Origin of the sequence: Snodgrassella sp. W8158, assembly GCF_016100435.1 — a bacterium.
Lineage (GTDB): Bacteria > Pseudomonadota > Gammaproteobacteria > Burkholderiales > Neisseriaceae > Snodgrassella > Snodgrassella alvi.
In genome coordinates this window covers 49,723-65,162 of record NZ_JACFSM010000001.1, presented here as the reverse complement: position 1 = coordinate 65,162, position 15,440 = coordinate 49,723, and the positions used below count along the sequence as shown (strand labels likewise).

Genomic DNA, 15,440 nt, shown 5'->3' with positions numbered 1-15,440 from the left:
ATATGCGTACTAAGCAAAAAGCATTCTAGTGTTATTCATGTCTTTCACCAATGATTTTTTTCAGTTAATAAATAATACTGAGACTAAGTTTTTTGTGAAATAACTTGAAACGTATTTTTGCTGGTAATAGAGGCTATATTCTGCCAGTGACTATTGCGCAAGCCAGCTATGATTTCAGCAATCTGGCGTAAATTATCAGGAGTGTTATTCTGATGCGGCAGAGGAGACATATAAGGTGCATCTGTTTCGATTACTATATGTTGTAAAGGTAGCTTTTCGGCAATGTGCCGAATTTTTTTTGCCTGTGTTCGTAATAATAAAGAACCAACACCAATAAAAAAACCGTGCTTAATCCAAGCTTGTGCTTCTTCCATACTGCCGGAAAAGGCATGAGCAATCCCGCCAAAAGTAAATTGGCAACGTTTAATACTGTGTATGCAAGCATCGGTAGTATGGACGTTATGAATAATGACAGGACGCTGTAGAGATTTGGCCATTCTTAGTTGGGCTTCAAAACAGTTAATCTGCAAATTTTTGTCTGTTGTGTTATTTATTCGTGCAAAATCCAGACCAATTTCTCCCATCATAATATCTGGATGTGTATGTAGTAATGATTCGAGTTGATTGAGTGCAGAATCATTGTGACTGTTGATATACCAGGGATGAATGCCTATTGCCGCATATATGCAAGAGTAAGCTTCTTGCAGTTCGATAGTTGTCAGCCAGTCAGCAGGACTGGTGGCTGGTACGAGAAAATGACCAATATGTTTATCAGCAGCCTGTTGCAGTACTTGGGTTAAATTTTCTGTCAGGGGGCTGTGATTGAGATGGCAGTGGCTGTCAAATAGCATGAGAATAAAAAACACGAGCTTGAGGGCTCGTGTATCTGCTGGTATCAGTTCTGTGATGATTCTTCGCTGCTACTGCTATGATCAGTTTCAGCTTTTGCAGAGGGGGTTTCTGCGACTTCAGTTGCTGATGCCGGTTTTGCTGTCTGCATAGAGGGATGCTGTTTAGCAATAGCCTGCTCTTCTGGTGAAACTTCACCTTTAAAGCGGTTATTCAAATCAAAACGCTTTCCTCCGCGTGCCAGAGATTTGATATATCGCGGCCGGCGGCAGTGATTGGCCAGAACGCGTGCTATAAGAGCAGGATCATATTGTGGTAATGCAGTAATTAAATCCTGATCAATGCCGATTGCCAATGGTTTAAAATGCTTAAATACATCATATTTGCGATAGATATGTTCGGCAATCATATCAGTTTGCTTTTTTTTGCTCATGGTCTGTACAGCTGATTTCAGGGCTGCACCCAAAGCGGTTTCTTGACTCATAAAGTTACTTCCTTGTGGGTTTATGGCCATTTCAATGAAATAATAATGAATTAAATCATTGATACAGATGATAACTTTGCAGTTATGGCTATAAAAAATATTCAGATATTAGCTTCATCAGATAAATAATGAGCAATATCAGGTGTATCTACGTGAATATCAGCATTTTGTGCACGCTGGCGTAAAGCATGATCCATGAGAACCAAAGCAAGCATTGCTTCGGCAATTGGCGCTGCGCGCAGTCCGACACAAGGATCGTGACGACCTTGGGTCGATAGTAGAACCGGCTTGCCATGAATATCTATTGAATGACGAGGTGTGGCAATGCTGCTGGTAGGTTTAATGGCCAGATTAATGTGTATGTCCTGACCACTGCTGATGCCTCCTAATATACCGCCGGCATTATTAGATCTAAATCCTTCAGGTGTCAGCTCATCTCCATGTTCACTACCTTTTTGGCGTATACATTCAAAACCTGCACCTATTTCTACGCCTTTAACTGCGTTAATGCCCATCATGGCATGAGCTATATCGGCATCAAGACGATCGAAAACCGGTTCACCCAGTCCGACCGGAACATGACGAGCAGTAACATGCAGTTTGGCTCCGATGGAATCACATGCTTTACGTATGCTATCCATATATTGTTCCAGTTCTTGAATCTGGCTTTTATTGGCGACAAAAAAAGGATTATTGTTTATATAGGCATAATCTTCAAAAGAGATATTTTTTTCACCAATCTGGGTGATATGGGCAATTATTTCAGTATTAAAATGCTGACGTAACCATTTTCTGGCTACTGCGCCTGCTGCTACCCGGGCAGCTGTTTCACGAGCTGAGCTACGTCCGCCGCCGCGATAATCTCTGATACCGTATTTATGCCAATATGTGTAGTCCGCATGTCCGGGGCGGAAACTCTGAGCAATATCACTATAATCTTTACTGCGCTGATCAGTATTTCTGATTAATAAAGCTATCGGTGTGCCGGTGGTTTTTCCTTCAAATACGCCGGAAAGAATTTCGACAATATCTGCTTCACGACGCTGAGTAACATGGCGGCTGGTACCGGGTTTACGTCTGTTCAGATCATGCTGAATATCGGCCTCATTTAAAGCCAGTCCCGGCGGACACCCGTCTATGATACAACCAATTGCAGCACCGTGGCTTTCACCAAAGGTGGTAACAGTAAGGATTTGTCCGAAAGTATTGCCGGCCATAAGTTTTACTCTTACATTTTCAGTATCAGAAATAATTTTGCTGTTGAGTTTAGCATGGTTTATACGGTTTAGGCATAATTTGTCTGGCAGTTCGTTTGTTTTTGGCGCAGATGCTTTGATATGGTTATAAATTTACCTTTTTTACCAGAAATTTTTGTCTCTTATCAACAGAAATAAGGATGTGATAAGCCTGATAAGTAAAAAATATGTAAATGGATAGTAAAATTTAATAATGAATCAAATGTAATATTTTTATTTATTGATAGGCTGTTTTTTCTGATCGGTTGTTTTTGCTGCCGGTTTTTCAGGCTGGCCGGATGGTTCTGTACCGGCTATAACGGGTGGTTCTGATGGTACGGGCTTGGTTCTAATCGGAAAGTTAATTGTCGTACCAAGACCAAAATTGTGATTGCCACCACCAATACCGACTGCCACATTAGAAGGCATGCCAATACTGCATGCTCCAACTAGAAGTAAAGCAATAAGGGAAACGAGTTTTAATCTCATAATTCTCTTCGGATAGAAATATTGTTTTATTATAAATCTTTCTGGTTATCTGGCGAATTAATTTATGGTGTCATTAGTGTAATTTTGTTATCTGGAGATTATAGAATAAAAAATCATTTAGCTGAAAGTATCATTATTAATATAGAGAATATCAATATTTTTACTGATTTATATTATTGTTTTATCTATATTTATTAAATATGGCATTAAAAGAATAATTTTTTATTATTATAAATGATGGGGTATTGATAAATTCCCCATCATAGCTCATCTCATCTGCATTTTCATTTACTGAATTGCCATCTTATGCACTTGAATTAGTAACGGTATGTCCCGTTTAGAAAAAAATTGTCAAATGTGCTTATTAGGCCAAACTGCGATCCTGGTTAGTATTGCAATAATTAATTATATGGAGCAATGCTTTTGGCTACATTACTGAGTCCTTGAGCCAGAGCATTAACCATATTATTGTAGCCATTGCCTTGCTGAGGTAGTCGGACATTAAAGTTCTGACCTTGTTCATTATTAATACCCTGCCAGCTGCTGTAACCACTGATGTAGATATAACCATCATAGCTACCTTGAAAAGACTGTATATATACAGTTAGTGTGGTTTTAGTTTTATTTTCAGGAGTAAACAGATAGCGAATACTTTGTTTATTAAGTTCATTGGCCAGTGTCTGACTAATTTCATCGCCAAGATCATCAGCCCATAGATGCTGCTGGGCAAAGTGCAGAGTTGTCGGACTGTCCTGATAAACTAAATTCCCCTGATTAAGGCGCTCAGCCAGTACCACTTTAAGTTGTACCGGAATTCTCTGGCTGCCGGCCGGTAATTGATAGTTACTGCCGGGTAGCTGATAGTAGGTAATCGGATTACCGGCACATGCACCAAGCGTCAGACTGACAGCACAGACAAGTGGTAACAAAATTTTCATTATCTGGCTCCTTTTGGTTCCGGATCATGCCCGCGACGATTAAAAATCAGGGCATTGGGTTGTTGTTTCAGGGTTTTCAGTGTTGGCTGTGCATCTTTCAGGGTGCTGTCAATACTTTTCAGAGTTTGCTGAATATCACCATATAGAGGTGAGGTGCTGGATACACCTTGTAATGTAGTCCGTAATTCTTTCAGAGTAGCCGCCAGCTCAGCAGGTAGTTGCTGAGTTTTATTTTGTGATAACAAGCGGTCTGCACTGGCCAGAGTCGTTTTTAATTGCGCCAGTGTCATATCCAGCTGTTTCATGGTGTTTTCTATAGGCAGCTTATTCATTTTGGCTAATAGTGCAGTCAATTGATTCTGGATCATATCAAGTCCGGTATGGGTGCTGCTGATAACGGTATATCCCTGATATTGTGCTACGGGTTTAAACAGTGATTCTCCCGCTTGCGCCTGAGATAAACTAATATACTGATTACCAGTAATCAGATTGTCTTTTTCCAGAGATGCAGATAACCCCAGATTAAGTGCCTGCTGGATTTGCTGCTGCCAGATTTTATCATCTTGTTTGCCGGCATTTATTTCCATACGTCCCGGCTCAATACGTAAACGTACTGGTATCCAGCCATGCTGGAAGAGTTTATGGCTGTCATTCAGGGCAAAGTAAGGTACATCTGCAACAGAACCGATATTAATACCCTGATATTCTACCGGAGCACCAACGCTGAGTCCGCGTACAGACTGCTGGAAGAATACAACATAGTATTGAGCACGGTTTGTCGGCAGGTTATCCAGCTCCCGTTCGCTATTGTAGAGAGTAAATTCAGTGTTGTTGGCAACAGGATTGCCTTTACCTTCAAACATGGTTTTGAATACGATTGCACCCGAGAGCAGTGCGGGTATGGGCGCAGAATCAATATGTACACCGCCGCCAGAAGCAGTAATCTGCAGGCCGGTCTGCAACCAGAATTTAACTTTGTCGCCTATCAGACTGTCATACGGACTATTGATGTAGACCTGATAATGTACACTGTTGTCTTTAGGGTCAAAATAGGCTTTTTCAATTTGTCCGGCACTGATATCTCCGTAAAGCACCGGGCTACCCGGATTAAGCAGCTTGTCACTGTGGCCTTTCAGACGCAAACGTATACCACTTTGCGATATGGCAGTAACCGGAGGTAAATCAGCAACTGTAAATGTTTCTGCTCTTTCTTTGCTGTGCCCCGGAGTAAAAGCGATATATGAACCGGAAACTAAGGTATTCAGGCCGGTAATACCACTCTGATCTATGCGTGGTTTAACAATCCAGAACTGAGTGTCTTTACGTAGCATATTTTTGACGTCAGCTGTCATCTGCGCTTTGATTTGTACGCCTTTTTCATCCGGGCTGATTCTGATTGCAGTAACTTTACCGACGGTGACGTTCATGACTTTAATGGTAGTCGTGTTAATTTCAATCCCGTCTGCGTCTTTTATATACAGAGTAATTTCCGGCCCTGTATGGCGCAGATGCTGAAAAAGCAGCCATGCACCGGTTAATAATGCCAGTACCGGAATAATCCACACCAGTACGTTAAAGGGTGGATTACGTTTTACTGTGGCAGTTGCCTGCGGCGTCTGATTATCAGATTGGCTCATGATGAGAATGCCTTTTACTGCTGTTTTTATAATGAGGTTTATGGTGTTTTCTTTGTTGTACTGCTTCATCCCAGAGTAAACGCGGGTCGAAACTCAGTGCAGAAACCATGGTCAGGATGACAACTGCACAAAAGTAAATGGTGGCAGCACCCGGGGTTACATTAGCCAGTGGTGTGGAAAATGCCGACATGAGAATGATAACGACAAATATATCAATCATTGACCAGCGCCCGATTGATTCGGTAATACGGTAGAGTATGGTTAATTTGTGTGCAGACATTAATGGCCGGTAAGCAGCAGAATACAGTAGAACCAGCATAGAAATAATTTTCAATATGGGAATGGCCATACTGGCACTGAATATAACAACTGCAATTAAAACGTCACCATCATTCCACATGTATTCTATACCATCAAGAATGGTACTAGAAAGATTGGTGCCCGGCGAGCGGGTAATCATCATCGGCAATAAATTAGCCGGTATATAGAAAATAATGGCTGCCAGCAGAAAGGCCATACTAATGCTCAGACTTAACGGTTTACGGCGGCTCAGATACGAACCGCAGACGCTGCATACATTCAGGCTGGCTGGTTGCTCAAAAAGACAATAATTACAGTTGATGGTATCAGCACTATTGTTCTGTAAAACAGGATCATTGCCGGTAAGGCGCTGTATCTGATAAAAAATCCAGTGTTCAGGTACACCCTGAGAAGTGCGGATAAGTAAAATGGCCAGTACCATCATCAGCCAGAAAGCAAGTCCGAAATGAATTTGTGCCATACCACTGATTTTAATATAAGCTACCAGTGTGGCAATATAAAATACATCGACCATAATCCAGTGGCGCAGACGAACCAGTGTACGGGTAGCGTATAGCATACCGGGTAATATCTGCCGGTAGCGCAAACCTGTGTATACGTACAGACACAATAACAGAAACAGTACCGGCGAACCAAAAGTTAACAGGAACATGACTTCCGCCAGCAAAGAATAATCCTGCTGGGCCAGTGTCTCAACCATATACGGAATAGTTAGCTCTACATGTATGCCAAGTAAATCTATGCTCATGTATAACTGTGTATACACAATTAACATGATAATTAATGAAGCAATAGCATAAGCTGTTGGCGTATCCAGTGGATGATGTTCAATTCTGACCAGATGCTGCCTGCAACGGGGGCAATGAGCATATTCGCCGGGAGTCAGCGAAGGAATAGACAGAGAAAGACCACAGCAGGGGCAGCCAACATGATGTGCCGGCAGGCTGCCATCTGGCAAGTCAGTTAATGAAGTTTGCGCCTGTTGTGTGGAACGGTAGCTCAAGATATCAAATTTCAATTATAAAAATAGCTATATAAAAAATAACTTAACAGAGATATAAATTCTCTGTTAAGTTTAATATACGTAATTTAATGATAATGTGCAATTATCTTATAACGCAGCAAGTACGGCATCACCCATCTGGCTGCATGAAATACGCGTACAACCTTCTTCAAATATATCACTTGTCCGCAAACCTTGAGCCAGCACTTTGCCAACAGCTGCTTCAATTCGCTGAGCCGCATCTTCGTTATTCAGGCTGTAACGTAAAAGCATCGCTAAAGAAAGTATAGTAGCCAGTGGATTAGCCAGATTCTGACCGGCAATATCAGGAGCAGAACCATGGGAGGGTTCATACATGCCCTTACCGGTTTCATTAAGAGAAGCGGAGGGCAGCATACCAATAGAGCCGGAAAGCATTGAAGCCTGATCAGAAAGAATATCACCGAAGATATTGCCTGTTACAATAACGTCAAATTGCTTAGGTGCTTTAACCAGTTGCATGGCGGCGTTGTCTACGTACATATGGCTGACGCTGACATCAGGATAATCTTTACTCATTTCTGTAATGATTTCACGCCATAACTCTGTTGTTTCCAGTACATTGGCTTTATCGACGGAACAAAGTTTTTTGTTGCGTTTTTGTGCTGCTTCAAACGCTATTTTACCGATACGGCGAATTTCACTCTCACTGTAACGCATGGTGTTGATACCTTCGCGTTCACCGTTAGCTAATGTATGAATTCCGCGCGGTTCGCCAAAATAAATATCGCCGGTTAATTCACGCACAATAAGAATATTCAGTCCAGAAACTACTTCCGGTTTTAATGTAGAAGCATTGGCCAGTTCTGGATAGAGGATTGCCGGACGCAGATTGCCAAAAAGATTGAGGTCTTTGCGTATGGCCAGCAGACCGCGTTCGGGGCGTAAAGAACGTTCCAGTTTATCGTATTGAGGACCGCCAACTGCGCCAAGCAATACTGCATCTGCCTGACGACAGATATTCTGAGTAAATTCAGGGTAGGGATGTCCGTATTCATCATAGGCTGCTCCTCCCAATGGTGCATACTGATAATCTGCATCCAGCCCCTCTGCAATCAGTTTGTCCAGAACGCGTACGGTTTGTCCGATGATTTCCGGTCCGATACCGTCACCCGGAAGAATAGCAATATGTTTGCTCATTTTATTCTTTCTGCTTATCGATTAATGACTGATAATTTTGAGTTGTCAGTTAGTTTGTCAGAGTATAAATGATTGAAAATTTCTGATTCAGTCAGAGCTGATACAGCCATGGTTGTTGTTGCTTATGTTTATTTTCATATGCTTTGATAGCATCAGCATGTTGCAATGTCAGTCCGATTTCATCCAGACCGTTAAGCAGACAGTGTTTGCGGTGTTCAGTAATCTCAAAATGATAATGTTTTCCGTCTGGCGTGTTAACAGTTTGTTTCGGAAGATTAATATTTAGCTGATAACCTTCGTGAGCTGTCACATCGTGAAATAGGAGATCAACAGTTTCTTCAGGCAGAACGATAGGTAATAAACCATTTTTGTAGCAGTTATTGAAAAAGATATCAGCAAAAGAAGGTGCAATAATGGCACGGAATCCATAATCATCCAGAGCCCAGGGAGCGTGCTCACGGCTGGAGCCGCAACCGAAGTTTTTCCGTGTGAGCAGAATATGCGCGCCCTGATAACATGGCTGATTAAGCACAAAATCAGGATTTAGCGGACGTTTACTGTTATCCATACCTGGCTCACCATGATCCAGATAACGCCATTCATCAAATGCATTCGGCCCGAAGCCGCTGCGTTTAATGGATTTAAGAAATTGTTTGGGAATGATTGCATCAGTATCTACATTAGCACGGTCAAGAGGTGCTACGAGTGCAGTAAGAGTGGTAAAAGATTTCATGCGGTATTTTAGTATTTTGTAGTTTATGATTGAATTTTATGCAAGCCCTTGCGGGCTTGCATGCAGTTACATTTCTGAACGTACGTTGTCAGAAGCATTACTTACAGCCTGACCGCCGGCAGAAATATCGCGACCTACACCGGAAACAGTATGACAACCGGCCAGAAAACCAACAATAGCAAGACTCAAAAGCATTAATTTTTTCATGATTTTATCCTTGTATTGTTATCTGTTGGCAGCATTGGATAAATGTTGACCACCAGCTTTGACATCCTGTCCCACACCGTGAATTGTGTGGCAACCAGTAACTACGGCCATAACCATTGCAGCAATTAACAACATTTTTTTCATACCGTACTCCTTCAACAAAGATAAATATTAACAAATTCAATCAGAACTACATGCTTATCATGCACGTGCTGGCTTAAAACTGCAAGTTATTCACTTTATATCTGTCGCACATCGGTAAAATGTCCAGTAATGGCAGCAGCAGCTGCCATCGCCGGACTAACCAGATGAGTACGTCCGCCGTTGCCCTGTCTGCCTTCAAAATTCCGGTTAGACGTTGAGGCACAGCGCTCCTGCGGCTGTAAACGGTCTGCATTCATGGCCAGACACATTGAGCATCCCGGTTCACGCCACTCAAATCCGGCTGCTGTAAAGATTTTATCCAGTCCTTCTGCTTCTGCCTGCTGCTTAACCAGACCGGAACCGGGCACAATCAATACCCTTTTTACATTATCTGCTTTGTGATGTCCTTCTGCGACACTGGCAGCAATGCGTAGGTCTTCAATTCGTCCGTTTGTACAGGAACCAATAAAAACAACATCAACCGGAATCTCGTTAACTGGGGTACCAGCTGTTAATCCCATGTATTGCAGTGCGCGCTGCATACCTTCCCGTTTAACCGGATCAGTTTCAGTAGCCGGGTCTGGTACTTGCTGATTGACTGCAATCACCATTTCGGGTGATGTTCCCCATGTTACCTGTGGTTCTATATCAGCAGCATTAAAGTGGTAGGTTTTATCAAAATGTGCGCCTTCATCGGATACTAAAGTGTGCCAGTAGCCGACAGCCTGATCCCACAGCTCACCCTGAGGTGCAAAATGACGGTCTTTAATATAATCAATAGTTGTCTGGTCGACGGCAACCAAACCGGAGCGGGCACCAGCCTCAATGGCCATGTTACATAAGGTCATGCGACCTTCCATAGAAAGATTACGAATAGTCTCGCCGCCAAATTCAATTGCATAGCCTGTACCGCCGGCTGTACCAATTTGCCCGATAATATATAAAGCAATATCTTTGGCTGTGATACCTGTTTTGAGGGCGCCATCGATTTTAATTAGCATGGTTTTTGATTTTTTCGCAGTAATACACTGTGTTGCCATCACGTGCTCTACTTCTGATGTGCCAATACCATGAGCAAGTGCCCCGAATGCACCATGTGTAGAGGTGTGTGAATCACCACATACTACAGTCATCCCAGGTAAAGTTGCTCCCTGTTCAGGTCCGACAACATGCACAATACCCTGATTGATATTTTTAAACGGATAATATTTCTCTACACCGAATTCGCGAATATTTTTATCCAGTGTATTGACCTGAAGTTTGGATATCGGGTCAGTAATTCCTTCGTCCCAGTGATCGGTCGGTGTGTTATGGTCAGCAGTCGCCACAATGCTTTGTTCACGCCAAAGCGGACGGTGAGCAAGTTTCAGTCCCTCAAAAGCCTGCGGACTGGTTACTTCATGTACAAGATGGCGGTCAATATAAAGTAAAACTGTACCATCAGCCTGTTCTTGGACAATATGGCTATTCCACAGTTTTTCATACAAGGTTTGTGCATTCATTGTAGTAGCTTTGTTTTGTTATGTTTTATGTGTGATGCATCTTAATACTGTTAAGGTGGTTTTACAAGTATTTTGTCTAAAAAATCAAATTTTGGACTAAAATAAGCAAAATTATCGAATACTTTAGACTAAATGTCTAATTTGCCTGTTTGAATTCTCCATAAATCTATTTGATTTAAGCTGGTTAATCTGAATCATGTGTGGTGAAGACTATAGATAATAGTTGCTGTTTTATAAAGATTAAAAGTTGTTGGTTTCAAGCTAGCTGGCAATTATTCAAATAATAGTAAGCGATGCTTTTATCTGGATATCTGTGTTAACTTAATAAAATGTGTTTATATATTCGGTAGTAATCAGAAAAAAGTATGTACAAAGGATAGTTTATCTGTTGATATCTAAATTTTTATATTAAAAAATTAATATTTTCATTGTGTTATATTCTTGTGACTGGTTTGGTTTATATTTATGGTTGCCTGCTTGAATCTGTCAGAAAATAAAACCTTTAGTTGAGCCAAACTTAAAAAGAATACCCTCTGAACTGGCAAAATTATATAGAATACCGCATGTGCAGCAAAAATGCTGGGTATGAATGTAGAAAGGAATGAAATATGAGTTTACCTGATGTAGCCTCAGCGCATCGTGAAGAATTGCAGGATTTTGAACGTGCAATTTTAGCCAGTCAAACACAGATTGAATCATGGTTTCGTGCTCAATGGCGACATCACCACGCTCCTTTTTACGGTTCTGTGGATATTCGTAACAGCGGATATAAATTAGCCAGCATAGATATGAATCTGTTTCCGGGCGGATTTAATAATCTGAATCCCGTTTTTCTTCCGCTGGCATCAGTAGCAGCACAGGATGCCGTAGAACGTGCCTGTGCAGATGCACAATCAGTTTTACTGATCCCCGAAAATCATACGCGCAACACTTTTTATTTACAAAATGTCTATGCGCTGTATTCTATCTTGCGCCATGTCGGATTAGATGTTCGTATCGGAACCCTGAATCCTGAGATTACAGAGGTTACTACGCTGGAAACAGCGCTGGGTGATCACATTACGCTGGAACCGGTACAGCGACAGGGCAATCTTTTACAGCTGGCCGACGGTTTCACTCCTTGCATGATTCTCCTGAATAATGATTTATCTGGCGGTGTGCCGGAAATATTGCAGGGTTTGGAGCAAACATTATTGCCTCCGTTAAAAGCAGGGTGGACTACAAGGCGTAAAAGTACACATTTTCAGGCCTATAATCAGGTAGCTTCTGAGTTTGCACAATTAGTAGGTATAGATGAGTGGACAATTAATCCTTACTTCGAAGTATGCAGTGGTCTGGATTTTACCAGTCATGAAGGAGAAAACCGGCTGGCTGAAACTGTCGAAAGATTATTGCAGCGTATTCAGCACAAATACGATGAATTAGGTATTCAGGATAAGCCATTTGTTATTGTTAAAGCCGATGCCGGTACTTATGGTATGGGTGTCATGAGTGTGCATTCTGCTGAAGAAGTATGCGGTTTAAATCGTAAAAAACGTAATAAAATGGCTAAAATCAAAGAAGGCCTGGAAGTAAGCGAAGTAATTGTACAGGAAGGAATTTATACTTATGAAACGCTGAATGGGGCAACAGCCGAGCCTGTGGTATATATGATGGACCGGTTTGTCATTGGTGGTTTTTACCGGGTACATCAGGATCGCGGACCAGATGAAAATCTTAATGCAGTTGGTATGCATTTTGTACCATTACAATGCAATATTGCTTCTCTGGATACTCAGAGCGCTGAAGAAGCAGCCAGCAAACGGGAATTTAAACCATGGGAACAGCTGGGCATACCGCAAACAGAAAATGTCACTCAGGCCAGAGATTGTGAAAGTATCCGCTTATATGTTTACGGAGTTCTGGCCAGACTGTCACTTCTGGCCGCTGCCATTGAGTTGGAAAATATGTCTGAACCGGCGGTTTAATTTATCCAGATTGATTAAATGATTTGCTGAATGTTAAAAGTATGAAAACCGGCCTCAGTATTAATAAAAATTTATTTTTAAAGTAAGTGTTTATAATGAAAAAAATTCGTGTTTTAACTGGTGTAACACCAAGCGGAGTTCCGCATCTGGGTAATTACGTAGGGGCAATTCGTCCGGCAATACAAGCAAGTATGAACTCAGAAGTAGAATCTTTTCTGTTTTTATCTGATTATCATGCGTTGATTAAATGTCATGAACCTGAAAAAGTACATGAATCTACCAAAGCTGTAGCAGCAACCTGGCTTGCCTGCGGTCTTGATCCGGAACGGACAACTTTTTACCGTCAGACGGATATTCCTGAAGTAATGGAATTGAACTGGATACTTACCTGTAATACAGCCAAAGGTTTGATGAACCGGGCACATGCCTATAAAGCTGCGGTACAGGAAAATGCAGAAAAAGGGCAGGAAGATCCGGATCACGGAGTTGAAATGGGACTGTTCTGTTATCCGATGCTAATGAGCGCGGATATCCTGATGTTTAATGCGGATAAAGTACCGGTAGGGCGTGATCAGATTCAGCATCTTGAAATGGCGCGTGATATTGCCGGACGATTTAATCATCGTTATAAACCGTTATTTACGTTACCGGAAGCTCAAATTGATGACAACGTTGAAACTCTGGTAGGGCTGGACGGCCGGAAAATGAGCAAAAGTTATGGCAATACCATTCCATTGTTTGAGTCTGAGAAAAAGTTGCAGAAAGCTGTTAATAAAATTGTTACCAATCTGAAAGAACCTGGTGAAGCCAAACAACCGGATGAAAGTCCGCTGTTTGATATTTATAAAGCATTTTCGACTCCGGCAGAAACTTTACAGTTTACTCAGATGCTGGCTGACGGGCTGGCCTGGGGTGAGGCTAAAAAAATTCTGGCTGCAAAAATTAATGAAGAACTGGCTGAAAAACGTGAACGTTTCGAGCAGCTTAACGCACAACCATCCTTAATTGAGGATATTTTGCAGGCTGGAGCAGTAAAAGCACGTCAGACAGCAAAACCTTTGCTGGAAGCGGTACGTGAAGCTGTGGGTATCCGCTCACTTAAATAAATAATGTGGTAATTATCCGGACGGGAATAATTTTATCCTGGCCGGATAAAATTCTAACAGGTAAATTCAATGAAAATCTTATTTATTGCAGACCCGATGGCGAGTTTCAAGACTTATAAAGATACGACTTATGCCATGATGCGCGAAATGTCTCAGCGGGGCTGGAAACTGTTTCACACCTTAGCGGGTGACTTGAGTGTGCAAAATGAGTATGTGACAGCAAAGACAGATGAATTTGATTTTATTGGAGCAAAAGATAAATATGACCATGCATGGTTTAATGTTTTATCTCAGCAGCAATGTACCTTAAATAGTTTTGATGCAGTAATCATGCGTACAGATCCGCCTTTTGATATGCAGTATCTGTACGCTACTCATTTGCTGACTCTGGCTGCTAATCAGGGTGCGCATGTATATAACAGTGGTCAGGCTATGCGTGATTTTAATGAAAAACTGGCTATTCTGAATTTTCCTGAGCTTACCGCACCAACACTGGTTACTACCCGCGCTGCAGATATACGTGAATTTTTAACCCGGCATCATGACATTATTATTAAGCCTCTGGATGGTATGGGAGGAATGGGTATCTTTCGTCTGACGCTAAGCGATCCCAATATCGGCAGTATTCTGGAAATGCTGATGCATCTGGATAGTCGAACTATCATGGCACAACGTTATATTCCGGAAATTGTGCATGGTGATAAACGTATATTGGTTATTGGTGGAAAAGTCGTTCCGTATGCGCTGGCTCGTATTCCTCAGCAGGGTGAAACGCGCGGAAATCTGGCTGCTGGTGGAAAGGGTGTGGCTCAGCCATTGAGTCAACGAGATCAGCAAATTGCAGAAACACTTGCTCCGAAACTGGTACGCAGAGGGATTTTACTTGCCGGTCTGGATGTTATTGGTGATTACCTCACTGAAATTAATGTAACCAGCCCGACAGGTTTTCAGGAAATTACCAACCAGACTGATTGTAATGTACCGGCATTTTTTGCTGATGCAGTGGAAGAAGCTGCCCGTTTATATGGCTCTCCGGTTTGATACTTAAAAACTCAATTAAAAATTCAATATAACAAGGATAATATTTGATCATGCCTGAAAATAATCAATCGTTTGCAACATCGATTAAAGGTAAAAAGGGCTTGCGCCGTATATTCAATGCCTATGGTTATTCTCTGGCGGGTTTGAAGGCGGCTTGCAGTGAATCGGCTTTTCGCCAGCTGCTGGCATTAAATAGTGTATTGATTGTACTTGTATTTGTGCTGGATTTTGGTAGCCTGACACGAATGGTATTAATCATGGCATCGTTTTTAAGCTGGATTGTGGAATTATTTAATACTGCTATTGAAGCTGCAGTAGATCATACTTCGCTGGAAAAGCATCCTCTGGCAAAGCGAGCCAAAGATACAGCTTCAGCCGCTCAATTATTAACTATGTTATTGCTGGCTGTACTATGGTCAATGGCATTGTGGTGCGACTATTTTGTAAACTGGTTTTAAGTCACAATTAAATTTAGGATCAGGGCAGAATAATTACATAATAATGACAGCCTGATTCTGAAAAATATTGCCAAACTATTTACATTTTCTTCATATAGCAGAATATATACATATCTGGCAGATATACTGAGAAGGAAAGGGCAGACA

Annotated in this window: 16 protein-coding genes; 4 read left to right on the top strand and 12 right to left on the bottom strand. The window is 41.7% G+C overall.

Annotation, left to right across the window (positions count from 1 at the left end; translation table 11 throughout):
- Positions 1–83: 83 nt before the first annotated feature.
- From H3V11_RS00310 to leuC, 12 genes are all read right to left on the bottom strand, one after another.
- Positions 84–851, bottom strand: a complete 768-nt coding sequence (locus tag H3V11_RS00310; protein WP_198223359.1) for a TatD family hydrolase — start codon at positions 849–851, stop codon at positions 84–86.
- A gap of 44 nt (positions 852–895) precedes the next feature.
- The gene (locus tag H3V11_RS00305) at positions 896–1,333 is read right to left on the bottom strand and encodes a ProQ/FINO family protein (RefSeq protein ID WP_025330981.1); all 438 of its coding nucleotides are present in this window, start codon (positions 1,331–1,333) and stop codon (positions 896–898) included.
- Between the two features lie 101 nt (positions 1,334–1,434).
- Entirely contained in the window at positions 1,435–2,550 is a 1,116-nt protein-coding gene (gene aroC, locus H3V11_RS00300) for a chorismate synthase (protein ID WP_025330980.1), read from the bottom strand.
- Between the two features lie 252 nt (positions 2,551–2,802).
- Positions 2,803–3,057 carry a hypothetical protein gene (locus H3V11_RS00295; protein WP_038648923.1) on the bottom strand — a complete coding sequence of 85 codons (255 nt, stop codon included), beginning with the start codon at positions 3,055–3,057 and terminating at the stop codon, positions 2,803–2,805.
- Positions 3,058–3,458: 401 nt separating this feature from the next.
- Positions 3,459–3,995, bottom strand: coding sequence for a membrane integrity-associated transporter subunit PqiC (locus H3V11_RS00290; protein ID WP_025330978.1), 537 nt, complete (start codon positions 3,993–3,995; stop codon positions 3,459–3,461).
- Positions 3,995–5,632 carry an intermembrane transport protein PqiB gene (pqiB, locus tag H3V11_RS00285; RefSeq protein WP_174830318.1) on the bottom strand — a complete coding sequence of 546 codons (1,638 nt, stop codon included), beginning with the start codon at positions 5,630–5,632 and terminating at the stop codon, positions 3,995–3,997. The genes H3V11_RS00290 and pqiB overlap by 1 nt, the downstream gene beginning before the upstream one ends.
- A complete protein-coding gene (locus tag H3V11_RS00280) occupies positions 5,619–6,956 on the bottom strand; it encodes a paraquat-inducible protein A (protein ID WP_100125981.1) in 1,338 nt (445 codons plus the stop codon). The genes pqiB and H3V11_RS00280 overlap by 14 nt, the downstream gene beginning before the upstream one ends.
- A 108-nt stretch (positions 6,957–7,064) precedes the next feature.
- Positions 7,065–8,135: a 3-isopropylmalate dehydrogenase gene (leuB, locus tag H3V11_RS00275; protein WP_037392326.1), complete on the bottom strand. Its 1,071-nt coding sequence runs from the start codon at positions 8,133–8,135 to the stop codon at positions 7,065–7,067.
- Positions 8,136–8,226: 91 nt separating this feature from the next.
- Positions 8,227–8,868: a 3-isopropylmalate dehydratase small subunit gene (gene leuD, locus H3V11_RS00270; protein WP_198223358.1), complete on the bottom strand. Its 642-nt coding sequence runs from the start codon at positions 8,866–8,868 to the stop codon at positions 8,227–8,229.
- Between the two features lie 66 nt (positions 8,869–8,934).
- Positions 8,935–9,075: an entericidin A/B family lipoprotein gene (locus H3V11_RS00265; protein WP_051506459.1), complete on the bottom strand. Its 141-nt coding sequence runs from the start codon at positions 9,073–9,075 to the stop codon at positions 8,935–8,937.
- 18 nt (positions 9,076–9,093) lie between these two features.
- A complete protein-coding gene (locus H3V11_RS00260) occupies positions 9,094–9,219 on the bottom strand; it encodes an entericidin A/B family lipoprotein (RefSeq protein ID WP_078474712.1) in 126 nt (41 codons plus the stop codon).
- A gap of 95 nt (positions 9,220–9,314) precedes the next feature.
- A complete protein-coding gene (leuC, locus tag H3V11_RS00255; RefSeq protein WP_198223357.1) occupies positions 9,315–10,721 on the bottom strand; it encodes a 3-isopropylmalate dehydratase large subunit in 1,407 nt (468 codons plus the stop codon).
- 608 nt (positions 10,722–11,329) lie between these two features.
- On the opposite strand from leuC, the gene gshA reads away from it, so the two are divergent.
- The 4 genes from gshA to H3V11_RS00235 all read left to right on the top strand — a co-directional run bounded on the left by gshA (position 11,330) and on the right by H3V11_RS00235 (position 15,293).
- Positions 11,330–12,688, top strand: coding sequence for a glutamate--cysteine ligase (gshA, locus tag H3V11_RS00250; RefSeq protein ID WP_198223356.1), 1,359 nt, complete (start codon positions 11,330–11,332; stop codon positions 12,686–12,688).
- A gap of 95 nt (positions 12,689–12,783) precedes the next feature.
- The gene (gene trpS, locus H3V11_RS00245; RefSeq protein WP_025330971.1) at positions 12,784–13,794 is read left to right on the top strand and encodes a tryptophan--tRNA ligase; all 1,011 of its coding nucleotides are present in this window, start codon (positions 12,784–12,786) and stop codon (positions 13,792–13,794) included.
- A 69-nt stretch (positions 13,795–13,863) separates the two neighbouring features.
- Positions 13,864–14,835, top strand: coding sequence for a glutathione synthase (gene gshB / locus H3V11_RS00240; RefSeq protein ID WP_198223355.1), 972 nt, complete (start codon positions 13,864–13,866; stop codon positions 14,833–14,835).
- A 50-nt stretch (positions 14,836–14,885) separates the two neighbouring features.
- The gene (locus H3V11_RS00235; protein WP_198206822.1) at positions 14,886–15,293 is read left to right on the top strand and encodes a diacylglycerol kinase; all 408 of its coding nucleotides are present in this window, start codon (positions 14,886–14,888) and stop codon (positions 15,291–15,293) included.
- Positions 15,294–15,440: the final 147 nt, after the last annotated feature.